At 60.7% G+C, this 17,130-nt stretch carries 17 protein-coding genes and 4 tRNA genes; 10 read left to right on the top strand and 11 right to left on the bottom strand.

Going from position 1 to position 17,130, the window contains the following annotated elements; translation table 11 throughout:
* Window positions 1-51: 51 nt before the first annotated feature.
* From AC0IXA_RS20450 to AC0IXA_RS20465, 4 genes are all read right to left on the bottom strand, one after another.
* A complete protein-coding gene (locus AC0IXA_RS20450; protein ID WP_471814400.1) occupies window positions 52-1,398 on the bottom strand; it encodes a sigma-54-dependent transcriptional regulator in 1,347 nt (448 codons plus the stop codon).
* Window positions 1,395-2,984 carry a sensor histidine kinase gene (locus tag AC0IXA_RS20455; protein WP_471814401.1) on the bottom strand — a complete coding sequence of 530 codons (1,590 nt, stop codon included), beginning with the start codon at window positions 2,982-2,984 and terminating at the stop codon, window positions 1,395-1,397. The genes AC0IXA_RS20450 and AC0IXA_RS20455 overlap by 4 nt, the downstream gene beginning before the upstream one ends.
* Window positions 2,974-3,207: a PP0621 family protein gene (locus AC0IXA_RS20460; RefSeq protein ID WP_217865196.1), complete on the bottom strand. Its 234-nt coding sequence runs from the start codon at window positions 3,205-3,207 to the stop codon at window positions 2,974-2,976. The genes AC0IXA_RS20455 and AC0IXA_RS20460 overlap by 11 nt, the downstream gene beginning before the upstream one ends.
* A gap of 127 nt (window positions 3,208-3,334) precedes the next feature.
* Entirely contained in the window at window positions 3,335-4,351 is a 1,017-nt protein-coding gene (locus AC0IXA_RS20465; protein ID WP_016773139.1) for an outer membrane protein assembly factor BamD, read from the bottom strand.
* Window positions 4,352-4,502: 151 nt separating this feature from the next.
* Here AC0IXA_RS20465 and rluD point away from each other — a divergent pair, with 151 nt between their 5' ends.
* The 8 genes from rluD (at window position 4,503) to AC0IXA_RS20505 (ending at window position 11,380) form a co-directional block, all read left to right on the top strand.
* On the top strand, window positions 4,503-5,465 hold the full coding sequence (gene rluD / locus AC0IXA_RS20470; RefSeq protein ID WP_016773140.1) for a 23S rRNA pseudouridine(1911/1915/1917) synthase RluD: 963 nt from the start codon (window positions 4,503-4,505) through the stop codon (window positions 5,463-5,465).
* The gene (gene pgeF / locus AC0IXA_RS20475) at window positions 5,462-6,184 is read left to right on the top strand and encodes a peptidoglycan editing factor PgeF (protein ID WP_471814402.1); all 723 of its coding nucleotides are present in this window, start codon (window positions 5,462-5,464) and stop codon (window positions 6,182-6,184) included. The genes rluD and pgeF overlap by 4 nt, the downstream gene beginning before the upstream one ends.
* 130 nt (window positions 6,185-6,314) lie before the next feature.
* The gene (gene clpB / locus AC0IXA_RS20480; protein ID WP_471814403.1) at window positions 6,315-8,879 is read left to right on the top strand and encodes an ATP-dependent chaperone ClpB; all 2,565 of its coding nucleotides are present in this window, start codon (window positions 6,315-6,317) and stop codon (window positions 8,877-8,879) included.
* Window positions 8,880-9,176: 297 nt separating this feature from the next.
* A tRNA-Asn gene (locus AC0IXA_RS20485) sits at window positions 9,177-9,252 on the top strand.
* Between the two features lie 9 nt (window positions 9,253-9,261).
* Window positions 9,262-9,338, top strand: a tRNA-Pro gene (locus AC0IXA_RS20490).
* 5 nt (window positions 9,339-9,343) lie between these two features.
* Window positions 9,344-9,419 (top strand) — tRNA-Lys (locus tag AC0IXA_RS20495).
* Between the two features lie 97 nt (window positions 9,420-9,516).
* Window positions 9,517-9,593, top strand: a tRNA-Pro gene (locus AC0IXA_RS20500).
* A gap of 161 nt (window positions 9,594-9,754) precedes the next feature.
* On the top strand, window positions 9,755-11,380 hold the full coding sequence (locus tag AC0IXA_RS20505) for a methyl-accepting chemotaxis protein (RefSeq protein ID WP_137215604.1): 1,626 nt from the start codon (window positions 9,755-9,757) through the stop codon (window positions 11,378-11,380).
* A 154-nt stretch (window positions 11,381-11,534) separates the two neighbouring features.
* On the opposite strand, the gene AC0IXA_RS20510 is transcribed toward AC0IXA_RS20505, so the two are convergent.
* From AC0IXA_RS20510 to AC0IXA_RS20525, 4 genes are all read right to left on the bottom strand, one after another.
* The gene (locus AC0IXA_RS20510; protein ID WP_016773144.1) at window positions 11,535-12,833 is read right to left on the bottom strand and encodes an NAD(P)/FAD-dependent oxidoreductase; all 1,299 of its coding nucleotides are present in this window, start codon (window positions 12,831-12,833) and stop codon (window positions 11,535-11,537) included.
* Window positions 12,834-12,896: 63 nt separating this feature from the next.
* Window positions 12,897-13,070, bottom strand: coding sequence for a DUF3094 domain-containing protein (locus AC0IXA_RS20515; RefSeq protein ID WP_007909875.1), 174 nt, complete (start codon window positions 13,068-13,070; stop codon window positions 12,897-12,899).
* Between the two features lie 51 nt (window positions 13,071-13,121).
* Window positions 13,122-13,649, bottom strand: coding sequence for an MOSC domain-containing protein (locus tag AC0IXA_RS20520; RefSeq protein WP_471814404.1), 528 nt, complete (start codon window positions 13,647-13,649; stop codon window positions 13,122-13,124).
* Window positions 13,646-14,272, bottom strand: coding sequence for a DUF1780 domain-containing protein (locus AC0IXA_RS20525; protein WP_007909887.1), 627 nt, complete (start codon window positions 14,270-14,272; stop codon window positions 13,646-13,648). Before AC0IXA_RS20525 ends, AC0IXA_RS20520 begins: the two co-directional genes overlap by 4 nt.
* Window positions 14,273-14,462: 190 nt before the next feature.
* On the opposite strand from AC0IXA_RS20525, the gene AC0IXA_RS20530 reads away from it, so the two are divergent.
* Both AC0IXA_RS20530 and AC0IXA_RS20535 read left to right on the top strand, forming a co-directional pair.
* Window positions 14,463-15,152 carry an energy-coupling factor ABC transporter permease gene (locus tag AC0IXA_RS20530; protein ID WP_471814405.1) on the top strand — a complete coding sequence of 230 codons (690 nt, stop codon included), beginning with the start codon at window positions 14,463-14,465 and terminating at the stop codon, window positions 15,150-15,152.
* Between the two features lie 65 nt (window positions 15,153-15,217).
* The gene (locus AC0IXA_RS20535; RefSeq protein WP_016773148.1) at window positions 15,218-15,433 is read left to right on the top strand and encodes a hypothetical protein; all 216 of its coding nucleotides are present in this window, start codon (window positions 15,218-15,220) and stop codon (window positions 15,431-15,433) included.
* A gap of 7 nt (window positions 15,434-15,440) precedes the next feature.
* Here the strand turns inward: AC0IXA_RS20535 and yacG are convergent, their stop codons facing one another.
* Genes yacG through AC0IXA_RS20550 form a run of 3 tightly spaced genes read right to left on the bottom strand, consistent with a single transcriptional unit; the run spans window position 15,441 to window position 17,130 of the window.
* Window positions 15,441-15,641, bottom strand: a complete 201-nt coding sequence (gene yacG / locus AC0IXA_RS20540) for a DNA gyrase inhibitor YacG (RefSeq protein WP_016773149.1) — start codon at window positions 15,639-15,641, stop codon at window positions 15,441-15,443.
* Entirely contained in the window at window positions 15,638-16,261 is a 624-nt protein-coding gene (gene coaE / locus AC0IXA_RS20545) for a dephospho-CoA kinase (RefSeq protein ID WP_341639207.1), read from the bottom strand. The genes yacG and coaE overlap by 4 nt, the downstream gene beginning before the upstream one ends.
* Window positions 16,258-17,130, bottom strand: coding sequence for a prepilin peptidase (locus AC0IXA_RS20550; RefSeq protein WP_471814407.1), 873 nt, complete (start codon window positions 17,128-17,130; stop codon window positions 16,258-16,260). The genes coaE and AC0IXA_RS20550 overlap by 4 nt, the downstream gene beginning before the upstream one ends.

Below are 17,130 nucleotides of genomic sequence, written 5' to 3' on the forward strand. Positions count from 1 at the left end.
CAATGAAATGCGTTCCCTGTAGGAGCTGCCGAAGGCTGCGATCTTTGCGATCTAATCCAGGCCCAACTTCTTCAGCCGATAGCGCATCGACCGAAACGACAGACTCAACCGCTGCGCCGCCGCCGTGCGGTTCCAGCGGGTTTCCTCCAGCGCCTGCAAAATCAGTTTGCGCTCGACGCTCTCCAGATAATCCTCGAGGTTGTCGATCTGTGTCAGATCGGCCATCGCCCCGTCCGCCGTGCAATTGCCTTCGCTCAAGCGCAGATCCTGCGCCTCGATCGTACGGTTTTCACACAGGGTGTGCGCGCGTTCGAGGACGTTCTCCAGTTCGCGCACATTGCCGGGAAAGCGATAGTTCTTCAGCGCCTCCAGCGCCTGCGGGTGCAGGCGCGCTTCGGGTTGTCCGGTGTCTTTGGCCAGGCGCTTGAGCACGTGCATGGCAAGCGCCTCGATGTCGTCACGGCGTTCGCGCAGGGACGGCACACGCAGTTCGATGACGTTGAGCCGGTAATACAGATCCTGGCGGAAGCGTTCGGCCGAAACTTCGGCTTCAAGGTCTTTGTGCGTGGCACAAAGGATGCGTACGTCGACCACCGTTTCCTGCTGGCCGCCGACGCTGCGCACGGCTTTTTCCTGAATCGCCCGCAGCAGTTTCACTTGCATCGACAGTGGCAAATCGGCGACTTCATCGAGAAACAGAGTGCCGCTATGGGCCGCTTGAAACAGCCCGGGCTTGTCCTCGACGGCACCGGTGAAGCTGCCTTTGCGGTGACCGAAGAACTCGCTTTCCATCAGCTCTGACGGAATCGCCCCGCAGTTCACCGGCACAAACGGCTGGCTGGCGCGCGGACCTTGTTCGTGGATCAGACGGGCGACCAGTTCTTTGCCGCTGCCGGATTCACCACTGATGTACACCGGCGCTTGACTGCGTGCGAGCTTGTCGATCTGCCTGCGCAGATTGGCCATCGGCGGCGAGTCGCCCAGCAAGCGTCGCTCGATTGCCGTGCTCAAGCCGCCCGCTGTCGGCAGGCGCAGCGCCGAGCTGACCAGTTCGCGCAAGCGCGGCAGTTCCACCGGTTTGGTGAGGAAGTCGAACGCCCCGGCCTTCAGCGCATTGATCGCAGTTTCCAGGCTTCCGTACGCCGTGATCATCGCCACCGGCAGGTGTGGAGCGCGTTGCTGAATGTGTTGCACCAGCTCCAGCCCGGTGCCGTCGGGCAGGCGCATGTCGGTCAGGCACAGGTCAAAGTGCTCGCGCTGCAACAGCGCCTGAGCTTCGCCCAGATTGCGTGCGCTGAAGGTCTCGAGTTTCATCCGTCCCAGGGTGATTTCCAGGAGCTCGCGGATATCCGGTTCGTCGTCGACGATTAGAATTTTTTGCCGTGGGCTTGTATTCAACTTTGTTTCCGTCCGTGAGCAAAAGTGATGCAAAAGCAGCCGCCGCCTTGGCGTGATTTGAAGTCTAGGCGTGCCTGGTTGCTTTCGCACAGCTCACGGGACAGATAAAGGCCAAGACCGGTGCCCTGGCTGCTGGTGGTGAAGAACGGCTCAAACAGATGCGCCTGTTCCTCGGCCGACACGCCGGGGCCGTTGTCCTGCACTTCGAGCACTGCCAATTGGCTTTCGGGGTCGACGAACAGTGCCAGCCAGACGTCGGCCTGCTCGTGCAGTTGGGCACTGTGACGCCAGGCGTTGCGGATCAGATTGTCGAGAATCTGCCGCAGCTGGTTGGGGTCCATCAGCGTGGTGAAATCGCCGGAATTGATTCGCAGATGAATGTGCTGGCGCTCGTTGGCCTGCTCGCGGGTTTCGCCGACGAAGTCTTCCAGCCACGGCTTGAGGTCCAGCCGTTGCGGCGCGCTTTGCTGGCGGCGGGACAGTTGCAGGACGTTTTCGATGACTCGGTTCATGCGCTGGGAGTGGTCTTGAATAATCTGCGTCAGACGCCGATCTGCGCTATCGAGTTCCTCGGACTCGGCCAACAGCTGCGCGGCATGACTGATCGCGCCCAGTGGATTGCGAATTTCATGGGAGATGCCGGCGGTCAAACGCCCGAGCGCAGCGAGCTTGAGTTGCTGCGCCTGTTGGGTGATTTGCGCCAGGTCTTCGAGAAACACCAGCGTCTGCTGGTTCGGACTCTGCTCAAGGGCGATGAAGCTGGGTTGCAGCTCAAGGCCATTGCCGGGGATTTTCAGGCTCTGCGGGCGCAAGGTCGGGTTGTTGCGCCACAGTTGCAGACGCTCGACCAGTGCTGGCGAATATTCGTCGACCAAATGACCTTGCAGGTGACTATGCCCGAGCAGACTCTGCGCACTGTGATTGGCCAGTTGCACCCGGCGTTGCTCGTCGAGCACCAGAATCCCCGTGCGCATGCGTTGCAGGATCAACGCGTTCAGCGCCTCCAGGCTGACCACCTCGCTGGCGCGCTGTTCGGCCAGGGTCTCGCTGACTTCGAGGCGGCGGATCAGCCCTTGCACCAGCAATGAGGCGGCGAAGCACAGCGCGCCGAGGGTGCCGGCTTGCAAGTAGGCGTTGGCGCTCAAGGGGCGGCTGAGCCCGAGCAGAAAGCTCAGGCCGACAATGCCGATCGCCGCAATGGCGGCAATCAGCAGGCCGATGCGTCGGCGCAGCAGGGTGTTGCTGATCGCCACCGAGACCACCAGCAAATTGCCCAGCGCACTGGCCACGCCGCCCGCCGCGTAGAACAGGCCGCACAACAGCAGCGCATCGACGAGCGCCAGGGTGAACAACTGCGCCGGGCGCCGGGTGTTTTCAAGGAACACCACCAGCAGCATATTGATGATCAGGTACAGCCAGCTGCCGCCGCGCAGCAGATCGTCGTTGGCCGACGTCAGCAGGCGGTTGTCCATGTTGCTGGAGATCAGCAACACCAGGGTGATGCCGACACTTAGACGGTACAGGTGATAAAGACGCAGCAGTCGCTGCGCCTGTTTCTGGTCGGCGTTGGCGGCCTCAGCGACCACTGGCGCCCGGGCCTTGCTCGAGATGAGCCTGGCTGCAATACCACTGTTGCTGGTTGCCCAGCGCGCGGTCGCGCGGCAGGTGCACGCCGCAATGTGCGCAACGCACCATCGGCGGCGCGTCCTGTTCGCGCGGCGGTCGGGTGGAGGCGGCGGGGGCCTTGAATTTGCGCCAGAGCCAGATGGCGGCGAAGATCAGGGCAATCCAGAACAATAAACGAAGCATGATGAGCGGCTTTTCGACTGATGATCCGGCAGTTTAGCCAAGGACCCGATCAGCGCACAGCCTATTAAAGCGCGGCAATGAAAAAGGGAGATCCGCAGATCTCCCTTTTTTCGTACCGCCGGTGTGATCAGTCGAACACGCCGAAGGTCATGTAGCTGAACCACGAACGATCGGTGTCGCTGGATTCCGGCTCTGGCTCTTCGATCACGTCGCCGTTCTCGTCCTTAGGCTTGAGCTCGTTCGGGATCGCATCTTTCGCGTCCTGGAACTGCTTCTGCACGTCCTGGTTGGCGCGGGTTTCGCCCGGCGGCAGCGGTGGACGCGATTCGATCAGGCCCAGAGTCGCCTTGCTCAGGAACGAACGGTTGTCGGCCTCGGCTACACGTGGCACGAACTGGCCATCTTGCAGGCTCGGGTGGTCCGGGTAGTTGAGCTTCAGGGTTTCCAGGCTGGTGGCTGCCAGATCGTCGAGATGCAGACGCTGGTAAGCCTCGGTCATCACCGCCAGGCCGTCGCCGACCGATGGGGTTTCCTGGAAGTTTTCCACGACATACTTGCCACGGTTGGCAGCGGCTACATAAGCCTGACGGGTCAGGTAGTAGTCGGCGACGTGGATTTCGTAGGCGGCCAACAGGTTGCGCAGATAGATCATGCGCTGCTTGGCGTCCGGCGCGTAGCGGCTGTTCGGGTAGCGGCTGGTCAGCTGCGCAAACTCGTTGTACGAGTCGCGGGCGGCGCCCGGGTCACGCTTGGTCATGTCCAGCGGCAGGAAGCGCGCCAGCAGGCCGACGTCCTGGTCGAACGAGGTCAGACCCTTGAGGTAGTACGCGTAATCCACGTTCGGATGCTGCGGATGCAAACGAATGAAACGCTCGGCGGCAGACTTTGCAGCTTCCGGCTCGGCGTTCTTGTAGTTGGCGTAGATCAACTCCAGCTGAGCCTGATCGGCGTAGCGACCGAACGGATAACGCGACTCCAGAGCCTTCAGCTTGGCTGTGGCGCTGGTGTAGCTGTTGTTGTCCAGGTCAGTCTGAGCCTGCTGATACAGCTCGGCTTCGCTGAGGTTTTCGTCTACGACTTCCTTCGATGAGCAAGCAGCGGTCAATGCGAGGATGGCGATCAGCAGCAGGTGTTTCACTTGCATGGCGGCTTGCGTCCCTATGACGGCCGCTGTCTTGGGCGGGGCCGTCCTGTTATGATGAGCGCCCCGTTGAAAAGCCTCGGGGCAAAAGACGCCGTATTTAACCACAAGCGCGCAGCCGAAACCAAAGGCTGTGCCGACGCCCAGTCCGAGCATGTCCGATAAAATTGAACTTCGCGCAGAGGTGCCGTCCGAATTGGGCGGCCAACGCCTCGATCAAGTCGCCGCCCAACTCTTCGCTGAGCACTCACGCTCGCGCCTTTCCGCCTGGATCAAAGAAGGTCGCCTGACTGTGGACGGGGCGGTGATCCGCCCGCGCGACATTGTGCATGGCGGTGCCGTCCTTGAGCTGACTGCCGAGCAGGAAGCCCAGGGCGAGTGGATCGCCCAGGACATCGAGCTCGACATCGTCTATGAAGACGACGACATCCTGGTGATCAACAAGCCTGCGGGCCTGGTGGTGCACCCGGCTGCCGGTCATGCCGATGGCACCCTGCTCAACGCTTTGTTGCACCATGTGCCGGACATCATCAATGTCCCGCGCGCCGGCATCGTGCATCGTCTGGACAAGGACACCACCGGTCTGATGGTGGTGGCCAAGACCATTCAGGCGCAGACCAAACTGGTTGCGCAATTGCAGAGCCGCAGCGTCAGCCGTATCTACGAGTGCATCGTGATCGGCGTGGTCACCGCCGGTGGCAAGATCAATGCGCCGATCGGTCGTCACGGCCAGCAACGCCAGCGCATGGCAGTGATGGAAGGCGGCAAGCCTGCCGTCAGCCATTACCGCGTGCTCGAGCGTTTCCGTTCCCACACCCACGTGCGGGTGAAGCTGGAAACCGGTCGGACCCACCAGATCCGTGTGCACATGGCGCACATCAACTTCCCGTTGGTCGGCGATCCGGCCTACGGCGGGCGTTTCCGCATTCCGCCTGCGGCCAACCCGACCATGGTGGAATCGCTCAAGCACTTCCCGCGTCAGGCGCTGCACGCGCGCTTCCTTGAACTCGATCACCCGACGAGCGGTGAGCGCATGAGCTGGGAATCGCCGCTGCCGGAAGATTTCGTCTGGCTGCTGACCCTGCTCAAGCAGGATCGCGAGGCCTTCGTCGGATGAACTGGCTGACGCCGGACTGGCCTGCGCCGGCCAGCGTCAGGGCCTGTGTCACCACCCGCGAGGGTGGTGTCAGCGAGGCGCCGTTCGACAGCCTGAATCTGGGTGATCACGTCGATGATCGCCCGCAAGCGGTGGCCGAAAATCGTCGCCGCTTGACCGAGCACTTCTCCATACAGCCTGCCTGGTTGCAGCAAGTGCACGGGATCACCGTTGCCCATGCTGATCCGGGCATCGTTGCGACTGCAGATGCCAACTGGACCGCAACGCCGGGTATTGCCTGCGCGGCGATGACGGCGGATTGCCTGCCGGCGTTGTTCTGCAATCGCGCAGGCACCCGTGTAGCGGCGGCCCATGCCGGTTGGCGTGGTCTGGCGGCGGGTGTGCTTGAAGCGACCCTCGATAGCCTCGATGTTGCACCTGAAGACGTGCTGGTCTGGCTCGGTCCGGCGATTGGCCCGCAAGCCTTTGAAGTCGGCGCGGAAGTACGCGAAGTCTTCGTCAAGCAGTTGCCGGAAACGGCGACAGCCTTCGTGCCGAGCCACAATCCCGGCAAGTTCATGGCCGATATCTATCTGCTGGCGCGCCTGCGTCTGGCTGAACGGGCTGTCACGGCTGTTTATGGTGGAGGTTTCTGCACCGTGACCGATCCGCGCTTCTTCTCCTATCGCCGTGCGTCGCGCACCGGTCGTTTCGCCTCTCTTGTTTGGCTCACCCGCTAAACTCTCTGATCTGCATCAACTCTCCGACGCTTGAATCTCCCAGAATCGACCGCATCTACAGTGGTATCTGGCAGGTTTCTTTATTCAGGATGGTTTCTTAGGTCCGGCCTGCTCAAAAGGAAGGTGACCCATGCGTATTGACCGTTTAACCAGTAAATTACAGTTGGCCCTGTCCGACGCCCAGTCGTTGGCGGTTGGCCACGATCATCCGGCCATCGAGCCGGCGCACTTGATGCAGGCCATGCTTGAACAGCAGGGCGGTTCGATCAAGCCGCTGCTGATGCAGGTAGGCTTCGACGTCAACAGCTTGCGTAAAGAGCTGACCAAAGAGCTCGATCAACTACCGAAAATCCAGAACCCGACCGGCGACGTCAACATGTCGCAGGATCTGGCGCGCCTGCTCAATCAGGCTGACCGTCTGGCTCAGCAGAAGGGCGACCAGTTCATCTCCAGCGAACTGGTGCTGCTCGCCGCGATGGACGAGAACAGCAAGCTCGGCAAGTTGCTGCTCGGCCAAGGTGTGAGCAAAAAAGCTCTGGAAAACGCGATCAACAACCTGCGTGGTGGCGAAGCGGTAAATGACGCCAACCACGAAGAATCGCGGCAGGCGTTGGACAAGTACACCGTCGACCTGACCAAACGCGCCGAAGACGGCAAGCTTGATCCGGTGATCGGCCGTGACGACGAGATCCGCCGCACCATTCAGGTTCTGCAACGCCGTACCAAGAACAACCCGGTGCTGATCGGTGAGCCTGGCGTGGGTAAAACCGCGATCGCCGAAGGCTTGGCCCAGCGCATCATCAACGGCGAAGTGCCGGACGGCCTCAAAGGCAAGCGTCTGCTGTCGCTGGACATGGGCGCGCTGATCGCCGGCGCCAAGTATCGCGGCGAGTTCGAAGAGCGCCTGAAAGGCTTGCTCAACGAGCTGTCGAAGCAGGAAGGGCAGATCATTCTGTTCATCGACGAACTGCACACCATGGTCGGCGCTGGTAAAGGCGAAGGCTCGATGGACGCTGGCAACATGCTCAAGCCTGCGCTGGCTCGCGGCGAGTTGCACTGCGTCGGCGCGACCACGCTCAACGAGTATCGCCAATATATAGAGAAGGACGCGGCGCTCGAGCGGCGTTTCCAGAAAGTCCTGGTGGACGAGCCGAGCGAAGAAGACACCATCGCCATTCTGCGTGGCCTCAAGGAGCGTTACGAGGTCCACCACAAGGTGGCGATCACCGACGGCGCGATCATTGCCGCGGCGAAACTCAGCCATCGCTACATCACGGATCGGCAGTTGCCGGACAAGGCCATCGACTTGATCGATGAGGCCGCCAGCCGTATCCGTATGGAGATCGACTCCAAACCGGAAGTACTCGATCGTCTGGAGCGGCGCCTGATTCAGTTGAAAGTGGAATCCCAGGCGCTGAAGAAAGAAAGCGACGACGCAGCGAAGAAACGCCTGGAAAAACTCCAGGAAGAAATCGAGCGTCACGAACGTGAGTATTCGGATCTGGAAGAAATCTGGAACTCGGAAAAAGCCGAGGTGCAGGGTTCTGCTCAGATCCAGCAGAAGATCGAACAGTCGCGCCAGGAACTGGAAGCCGCACGCCGCAAAGGCGACCTGAATCGCATGGCCGAGTTGCAGTACGGGGTGATCCCCGACCTGGAACGCAGCCTGCAAATGGTCGACCAGCACGGCAAGAGCGAAAACCAGTTGCTGCGCAGCAAGGTGACCGAAGAAGAGATTGCCGAAGTCGTGTCGAAGTGGACCGGCATCCCGGTGTCGAAAATGCTCGAAGGCGAGCGCGACAAGCTGATGAAGATGGAGAGCCTGTTGCACAAACGGGTGATCGGTCAGGAAGAAGCGGTCGTTGCAGTGGCCAACGCCGTACGGCGTTCCCGCGCCGGGTTGTCCGACCCGAATCGTCCGAGCGGCTCGTTCATGTTCCTCGGCCCTACCGGTGTTGGTAAAACCGAGCTGTGCAAGGCCTTGGCCGAGTTCCTCTTCGATACCGAAGAGGCGATGGTGCGGATCGACATGTCAGAGTTCATGGAGAAACACTCCGTGGCTCGTCTGATCGGTGCGCCACCGGGCTACGTCGGCTATGAAGAGGGCGGTTACCTGACCGAAGCGGTGCGTCGCAAGCCGTATTCGGTAATCCTGATGGACGAAGTCGAGAAGGCGCACCCGGATGTGTTCAACATCCTCCTGCAAGTGCTTGAGGATGGCCGGCTGACCGACAGTCACGGGCGTACGGTGGACTTCCGCAACACGGTGATCGTGATGACCTCCAACCTCGGGTCGATGCAGATCCAGGAACTGGTCGGTGATCGTGAGGCGCAGCGTGCTGCTGTAATGGACGCGCTGACGTCGCACTTCCGTCCGGAGTTCATCAACCGGGTCGACGAGGTGGTGATCTTCGAGCCGTTGGCGCGGGATCAGATCGCCGGGATTACCGAGATCCAGTTGGGTCGCCTGCGCAGCCGTCTGGCCGAGCGCGAGCTGAAGCTGGAACTGAGCCCGGAGGCGATGGACAAGCTGATCGCGGTCGGTTACGACCCGGTGTATGGCGCACGTCCTTTGAAACGGGCGATCCAGCGCTGGATCGAAAACCCGCTGGCGCAGTTGATCCTGTCGGGTCATTTCATGCCTGGCGACACCGCCATCGGCAAGGTCGAGAACGACGAAATCGTTTTCGGCTAAGCCTCAGCGGCAATGAAACCGGGAAGGCCTCGCATTGCGAGGCCTTTTTTTCGCCAGGCTGTTGAACTCAAAGGAAAAGGCTTGTAAAGTGCGCCCCGCAGTCAGTCACCGGCAGCGTTTCAACCCACCGGGTTGGAATCTGAAATAAGTTGCAAATCATTAACTTGAAAGCAATTTAGGGGGTTGACAGAGGTGTTCTAGGTTGTAGAATAGCGCGCCTCAGACACACGAACGCAGCGATGCGAACGGGTGGCGAGATGCAACAAAGCTTCACCGTTGTAAATTGAAATGTGTAGTTCCGTGATAGCTCAGTCGGTAGAGCAAATGACTGTTAATCATTGGGTCCCAGGTTCGAGTCCTGGTCACGGAGCCAATTTCAAACCGGGGTATAGCGCAGTCCGGTAGCGCGCCTGCTTTGGGAGCAGGATGTCAGGAGTTCGAATCCCCTTACCCCGACCATATTTGGGTCGTTAGCTCAGTTGGTAGAGCAGTTGGCTTTTAACCAATTGGTCGTAGGTTCGAATCCCACACGACCCACCATTTTTGAAACCAGTTTGCGCTGGGATCGAATCTTAAGATCAGAGGCCAAAAGCGCTGATCGAAGAAGGCGATCTTTGAAAGGTCGCCTTTTTTTTACCGGGGTATAGCGCAGTCCGGTAGCGCGCCTGCTTTGGGAGCAGGATGTCAGGAGTTCGAATCCCCTTACCCCGACCATATTGAAAATCCTCGTATCGAAAGATACGGGGATTTTTTTTGCCTGCCGAAAGCTGAATCCCTTCAAGTCGTCATACAACCTGCCGATAGCCCGCTAACACGAGGGGACTGCCAACGCTTCGCCCCTTGATCCGGCCATTACAAGAATAAGGGCGTTCGTCATGTTGCTTCGTCAGTTGAATATTGCTCCCCGGGCTGCCCTGGGATTTGCCCTGATCGCGGTGTTGGTGGCCTTGCTCGGCGTGTTTGCGCTGGGGCAGATGTCGAGCATCCGCGACAGTGAGGTCGCGGTGGAAAACCGCTGGTTGCCGAGCATCCGTGGCGGCGACGAGATCCGTGAACTGATGCTGCGCATCCGTACCATCTCCCTGCGCATGGCGCTCGATCAGGATCCGGCCAACATCGCCACCTATCGCGGCCAGATGGACACCCGCGACAAGGAGCTGAGCGAGAAGATCGCCGCCTACGACAAACTGGTCGACACTGCCGAAGGCCAGCAGCTGTATGACCAGTTCAAGAAAACCTTCGCCGCCTATCGCACCGGCATTGCCCAGTCATTCACCCTTGCCGAGCAAGGCAAGCGTGACGAGCTGACCAAATTGCTCCTGGTTGACATGAAGACCGTGGTCGACGGCTCCGGCAAACAACTCAACGATCTCGCCGATCTGTTCGCCCGCCAGGTCGCTGCCGAAAGCGAGAAGTCCGCCGCGCATTATGAAACCTCGCGCACCATCGTTACTCTTTTCATTGCCTTGGCAGCGCTGGCCACGGTGGCGCTGGCGATGTTGCTCACGCGCAGTATCGTGCGTCCCCTGAGCAGCGCCGTGGATGCCGCAGAAAGTGTCGCCAAGGGCGATCTGACCCGACCGATCGAAACCCATGGCAATGACGAAGTCAGCCGCTTGCTCAAGGCCTTGGCGACGATGCAACAGAACCTGCGCGAAACCCTGCAAGGTATCAGCGGCTCAGCCACACAACTGGCCACCGCCGCTGACGAACTGAGTGCCGTCACCGTCGACAGCACCCAAGGCCTGCAAGAGCAGAACAACGAAATCGAACAGGCCGCCACTGCGGTTAACGAGATGACCGCTGCGGTGGAGGAGGTCGCGCGCAACGCGGTGTCGACGTCCGATGCCACGCGCCAGTCCAGTCAGTCGGCGCAATTGGGCCAGGAGCGCGTCAGCGAAACCGCCAGTGCGATCAACGCCCTGGCCAGTGATGTACAGAACACCGGCGAACTGGTGCAGTCGCTGGCCAATCAATCGCAGGACATCGGCAAGGTTCTGGACGTGATTCGCGCCATCGCCGAGCAGACCAATCTGCTGGCGCTCAACGCTGCCATCGAAGCGGCTCGTGCGGGCGAAAGCGGTCGCGGCTTTGCGGTGGTGGCCGACGAGGTGCGCGCACTGGCGTATCGCACCCAGCAATCGACGCAGGAAATCGAGCAGATGGTGCAAGGCATGCGCAGCGGCTCGAGCCTGGCGCTGGAGTCAATGCAGGCCAGCGCTTCCCGTGCGGCGAGCACCTTGGTTCTGGCCGAGCGGGCAGGTGAGGCGCTGGTGACGATCACGGCGTCGGTGCACGAGATTCACGAGCGCAACCTGGTGATCGCCAGCGCTGCCGAGGAGCAGGCGCAGGTGGCGCGGGAAGTGGATCGCAATCTGGTGAACATTCGCGACCTGTCGGTGCGTTCGGCTGCGGGGGCTGATCAGACCAGCGCATCGAGCCACGAACTGTCGCAACTGGCCAATGCGCTACAGGGCATGGTGCGACGCTTTCAGCTCTGATGAACAGCGATTCATTACAGGCCGTCCTACTGATTTGAGAACAGCACGAAACAATGTGGGAGCGAGCCTGCTCGCGAAGGGGCCGGATCATTCAACGACAGTGTTGACTGACCCACCGCTTTCGCGAGCAGGCTCGCTCCCACAGATGTTGGCCTTAGTGCAGTTTCAGACGCGGTTCGGTGCCACGACCAATCTTGCTCCCCAGCATCAGCATCGCCGTGCGGAACGGCCCGTACAGCGCCATCTGGTGCATGCGGTACAGCGACACATAGAACATCCGCGCCAGCCAGCCTTCGAGCATGACGCTGCCGGTCAGGTTACCCATCAAGTTACCCACAGCAGAAAAACGCGACAGCGAGATCAGCGAGCCGTAGTCGGTGTATTTGTACTCCGGCAGGGTCTTGCCTTCGATGCGCAGTTTCAGCGACTTGGCCAGCAACGAGGCTTGTTGATGCGCCGCTTGTGCCCGTGGCGGCACGTTGCGATCAGTGCCCGGTTGCGGACAGGCCGCGCAGTCACCGAAGGCAAAGATGTTTTCGTCGCGAGTGGTTTGCAGAGTCGGCAGCACTTGCAGCTGATTGATGCGGTTGGTTTCCAGACCGTCGATGTCCTTGAGGAAACCCGGTGCGCGAATGCCGGCAGCCCAGACCTTCAGGCTGGCCTTGATCTCGTTGCCATCGGCGGTGATCAGGCTGTCCGCAGTCACTTCGCTGACTGCTGCGTTGGTCATCACATTGACCCCGAGCTTTTCCAGGGTCTTGTGCACCGGCCCGCTGATGCGCTCCGGCAGGGCAGGCAGCACCCGTGGGCCGGCTTCGATCAACGTGATGTGCATGTTTTCCGGTTTGATCCGGTCCAGACCATATGCGGCCAATTCATGGGCGGCGTTGTGCAGCTCTGCCGCCAGTTCGACGCCAGTGGCGCCAGCGCCGACGATGGCCACGCTGATTTGCTCGACCACATCGGTCTGCCCGGCGTGGGCGCGCAGATAGTGATTGAGCAATTGCTGATGGAAGCGCTCGGCCTGTTTGCGTGTATCGAGGAACAGGCAATGCTGCGCCGCGCCCTGGGTGCCGAAATCGTTGGTGGTGCTGCCCACGCTGATCACCAGCGAGTCATAAGCCACTTCACGCGCCGGCACCAGCTCGACGCCGTTTTCGTCATAGGTCGCGGCCAACTGGATTTTTTTCTGCGCGCGATCGAGCCCGCTCATGCGCCCGAGCTGGAACTCGAAGTGGTTCCATTTCGCCTGGGCGACATAGTTGAGTTCGTCTTCAGAGGAGTTCAGGGAACCGGCGGCCACTTCGTGCAGCAGCGGCTTCCAGATGTGGGTCAGGTTCGCGTCGACCAGCATCACGCTGGCCGTGCCGCGCTTGCCCAGAGTCTTACCCAGGCGGGTAGCCAACTCCAGACCGCCGGCGCCGCCGCCGACAATGACAATACGATGGGACATAGGGATAACTCGCAAGGTTTTTAAAGGAAATCGGTGCGGTTACCCGAGGGAGCGCAAGGCAGCTCATAACGTCAGGTAACTGATAAATCGGCTCAACAGGCCCAGACCAATGGTCACTGCCAGCACCAGCACCAGGAGCATCCACGGCCGGAAAGGCCGGCGCTCGACACGGTGTTGGGACAGTTGCAGGTACTCTTCGACATGCTTTTGGTCTTCGGGGTTCAGGCGGCTGGTCATATTTGCCTCGTCAGGTAGACGTTACTGAATGAGCACAGGCTACAGCGGTTTTCAGCCCGGATTGAACGCAGCGTAGCCACTGTCCGGAACCGGTTCGACGCACACGCTATCGTCGAGGCGAATGATGCCGCTTTGTAACACCCGGGCGGTGATCCCGCCATGCCCGCGCACGGCTTGAAAAGTGCCCGGGCCGAGACTGTTCTGCAAGCGTGCACAGGGCTGACACCAGCCAGTGGTTTCGAGTATCGCCTGCCCGACGCGAAAGCGCCGCCCCTTCAGGCTAAACAAATTGATTCCGCTTATAACGAGATTGCGCCGCAGATCTTCAGGCCGGACCGGCTCGTCATCGGGACGGCCCATCAATGCATTGATCACCGCCAAGTGCTCCCACTGAATCAGCGTCACCTGTCGCGCATTGCGAACGCCCGGGCGGGCGTGGTCGCCGGTGAGCCCGGCTTCCAGCCGCGCCTCGACCGCCTCGAGCTCAAGCATCGGCCCACGGGACTCTGGACGCACGCCGATCCAGCGCACACGACCGGTTTGCGGAACCTCAGCGATCAACTGCTGCAGCGGCGTCACAGGCTGATACCCACGTCGAACACAATGCTGCGGCCGAGGTTGCTGCGCAGAAAGTCCGGTGCGTCGGGGTGGGCGAACAACACGCGGGCGAATGTCGGGCCGACCAGCGACAGCGAGCGCCAGCCCTGACGCAGATATTCGGTCGGTGGCGGGAAATGACTGTTGAGGTCCAGCACTTCGCGTTTGAGGCTGGCGAAGGCGATGATGTCCAGCTCACCCAGATCCATGCCGCGTTCCTTGTAGTTGTGCGCCTTCTTGCGCAGCGTTGGCGCCAGACGCAGGAGAAATTCATTGGCCGGGATGCGTTTGGGCTTGGCTTCGCGGCGCACCAGTTGGCTCAGGGAGAACGCACTGCGCCGACGCTGCAACTCGTCGCGCCATTCATCATTGAGACGGCGGCCTTCATCGAGGACGAAAAAAACTTCGAAATTGGCATCGCGGAACAACACGTCCGGCGGCTCACCGGCCGGCGCGAATTCGTCGGCGCGGTAGGGGATGTTCAGACCTTGCAGCAGGCGCTGGCAGACCCAACGCTCACGCTCCCATTTGCGGGCATTGGACAGGAACGCATTGGCCTGCTCGGCCGCGATGGTCAGCAGGCGTAAATAATCTGAATCATCCATAAGCCCAAGCTTAGCGTCCAAATGCGACAAGCAGATAGCTTTGCATCGGCTCAGACATAAACGTCGCGCGATTGCGCCCTTGTAGGAGCTGCCGAAGGCTGCGATCTTTTGCTTTTATAAACAAGATCAAAAGATCGCAGCCTTCGGCAGCTCCTACAAAAAAGCGTGTCGAGTAGCAGGTGAGGGAATCATGATCGGCGCCGAACTGCTTTCAACGGCAAGCCTGACGCTCGGCTGGCTGATTTATCTGCCGGTGCTGCTCTGGGCGATCATGCGTTCGCCATGGGTCGAGCTGTTCAGCGACAGTCGCCGGCAGCACTTGCTGTTCGGCACGGTGTTCGCGCTATTTCTGCTGTGGCTGGTGCGCAGGGATTTCGACACCGGCGTGTCGTATCACTTTATCGGCATGACGGCGGTGACGCTGCTGCTCGATTGGCCGCTGGCGATCGTCGGCGGGCTGGTTGCGCAGATGGGGCTGGTGCTGCTGGGGCGTCAGGACCTGGCTGCGGTGGGCGTCAATGGCGCGTTGCTGATTCTGCTGCCAGTGCTGATCACCGAATGCGTGGCAATCCTCGTGGAGCGTGCGCAACCACGAAATCCGTTCGTTTACATCTTCTGTTCCGGTTTCTTCGCCGCTGCGTTGTCCGGCCTGTTGTGCCTGATTCTGAGTCTGACGTTGCTGTGGTACGACGGCCTCTTCGCCATGCCGGAATGGCTGGAAGATTTCGTCGGCTACCTGTGGTTGCTGCTGTTCCCCGAGGCCTTTATCAACGGCATGGTCGTCAGCGCGTTGGTGGTGTTCTGCCCGGAATGGCTGGAGACCTTCAACCGCACCCGTTACCTTTCAGCGCCGTGGAAGGACGACGATCCGAAGTCTTGATCCACATCAAACCGGCCATGCCGCAGAAATTTCATGCTCACGCAAATCCCTTCAGGAGCAGTGGCATGGGCGTGTACGAATGGGCGCGGCAGGAAACCCGGCAGAGTCTGGAGCTGGCGCAGGAAGTGGGCTTTGACCCGGGCCTGAGTTTGCGCGCCCTGCTCAGCGCCGTGGTGCAGCAGAGCAAGGCCGTGCGCAATGCCGAAGACCTGGCCGACGAGTTGCGCTTTCTTGCGGAGAACCTCGACGACAGTCAGGACTACGGCTTTATGCGGCCCTGATCAGCGATCAGTGACGCGGATCGAAATCGCCGGAAAACAGCTCGTCTTCGGCATCCGGGGCGACCGGAATCTTGTGCTCTTCTGAGGCCCAGGCGCCGAGGTCGATCAGTTTGCAGCGGTCGGAGCAGAACGGACGGAATTTGTTCGCCGGGGTGAATTCGACGGGGGCGCCGCAGGTTGGGCATTCAACGGTTGGAATCTGGCTCATGCTTGGCCTCCGGATAAAGTCAGATAAAAGTGATGCAGACGCTCGACTTCGCTGTGCAGCCAAGAAAGGTCGCGGTCGTTGACGATCACGTCGTCGGCACGGCTCACGCGGTCTTCACGGCTCGATTGCGCCTTGAGGATCGCCTGCACCTGCGCTTCGCTGGTCTGGTCACGCTGCAAGGTGCGTTCGATCTGCAGTGGTTGCGGCGCATCGATGACCAGAATGCGCTGAGTCATCGCGTATTGCCCGGACTCGATCAGCAACGGTGAAACCAGAATCGCGTAAGGCGATTTTGCCTGCGCCAGGTGATGAGCGATTTCTTCGCCGATCAACGGATGCAGCAGCGCTTCAAGCCAACGCCGCTGTTCAGGGTCTTCAAAAATCAGTTTGCGCAGGGCGGCGCGGTCCAGCGTGCCGTCGGCCTGCAACACGGCGGAACCGAAATGCTCGGCGATTTTCGCCAGCGCCGGACGCCCCGGCTCGACTACCCAGCGCGCCGCATGATCGGCATCCACCACATGCACGCCGAGGTCGATGAAGTGCTGCGCCGCCGCGCTTTTGCCGCTGCCGATGCCGCCGGTCAGGCCGAGGATCCAGGGTTTTTCCACAGGGGTATTCATTTCAAACCGACAGACTGCCAATAGAAGTCGGTTATTTGACCACCCCAGAGCAAGGCAATCCAGCCGGCAATTGCCAGAAAGGGCCCGAAGGGGATCGGCGTCGAGGTTTCCTGGGCGCGCAGGCGCAGCATGACGACGCCCAAAATCGCTCCCACCATGGATGACAACAGAATCGTCAGCGGCAGAATCTGCCAGCCACCCCAAGCGCCAAGCAAGGCCAACAGCTTGAAATCGCCGTGACCGATGCCGTCCTTGCCGGTGAGCAGTTTGAACAGCCAGAACACCGACCACAGCGCCAGATAACCCGCGACTGCGCCCCACAATGCATCTGGCAACGCCACGAACACGCCGAAGCTGTTGACGATCAGCCCCAGCCACAGCAGCGGCAGCACCAGCACGTCGGGCAGCAGCTGATGTTCGCAGTCGATCAGACTCATCGCCAGCAAGCCCCACGTCAGCAAAATCAGCAAGCTCGCCGGCCAGCCGAAGCCCAGATGCCAGGCGATGAATGCCGAGAGCAGGCCGCAGGCCAGTTCGGTCAGCGGGTAACGTCTACTGATCGGCGCCGAACAGGCCGAGCAGCGCCCGCGCAGCAGCAGATAACTGAGCAGCGGAATGTTTTCCCACGGGCGGATCCGGTGTCCGCAATGCGGGCACGCGGAGTGCGGCAGCATCAGGTTGTAGGTCGGCACGGGCGTTTCGCTGGGCAGGCCGAGCACATCATGGGCTTGCTGGCGCCAGTCGCGCTCGAGCATTTTCGGCAAGCGCCAGACCACAACATTGAGGAAGCTGCCGACCACCAGCCCGAGCAGCAGCGCGCTGACCACAAAGGCCAGCGGATACACGGCAAACAGTTCATCGATAGGCAT

The organism is Pseudomonas sp. AC083, from assembly GCF_979253165.1.